The sequence below is a fragment of the Vibrio sp. 1402 genome (assembly GCF_033340275.1).
The window spans coordinates 1-574 of the sequence record NZ_JAWOWE010000508.1; the positions used below are offsets into that span (position 1 = coordinate 1).

Sequence of the window (574 nt, forward strand, 5' to 3'; positions counted from 1 at the left end):
CCTTCTCCATTCTCACGGCTTCACACGCCAAATAAAAATGCTCAAACCCGACGGAGTGATAGGTGATTGGGCACTCTAAATCGTTCTCCTGTTTGAATTGCTCCCACAGCTGCGGGCGAGTCGTTTGCGGAATAAATGGGTAATGGCTGATAGCTTGGCTGTCTGACAGTTTTGGTAGGTTGGTGTTGCCAATCAGCAACAAGGTTTCCTCACATAAGAGCTGGCTATATTCATAATGAGTAGAAAGAGGCAAACACCGCACATGCAGATCACTTTCGCCATGAATGTTTTTAACTGCGCCATCTCCGGTAAGAATTTTCACGCGAATATTTGGATGGCGCTGGTGGAAATCATCGATATTTGGCACCAGCCAAAGACTGGCAAATGAGGGTGTGACATCGACAACCAACAGCTCTTGATCAGTATTGGTCTGAATTAGGCTGGCGGTTGCATGCTGAATGAGCTCCAGAGCTTCTGTTATTTGGGGCAAATAGCGCTTTCCTTCCTCTGTTAGCTCCACGCCGTTTAACCCTCGATGAATGAGAGGAAGCCCAACGAGTTGCTCTAAAGATGC

At 47.4% G+C, this 574-nt stretch carries 1 protein-coding gene; it reads right to left on the reverse strand.

Going from position 1 to position 574, the window contains the following annotated elements; all coding sequences use genetic code 11:
• A partial coding sequence (locus R7044_RS26955) for a LysR substrate-binding domain-containing protein (RefSeq protein ID WP_263857070.1) occupies positions 1–574 on the reverse strand: 574 nt, incomplete at both ends.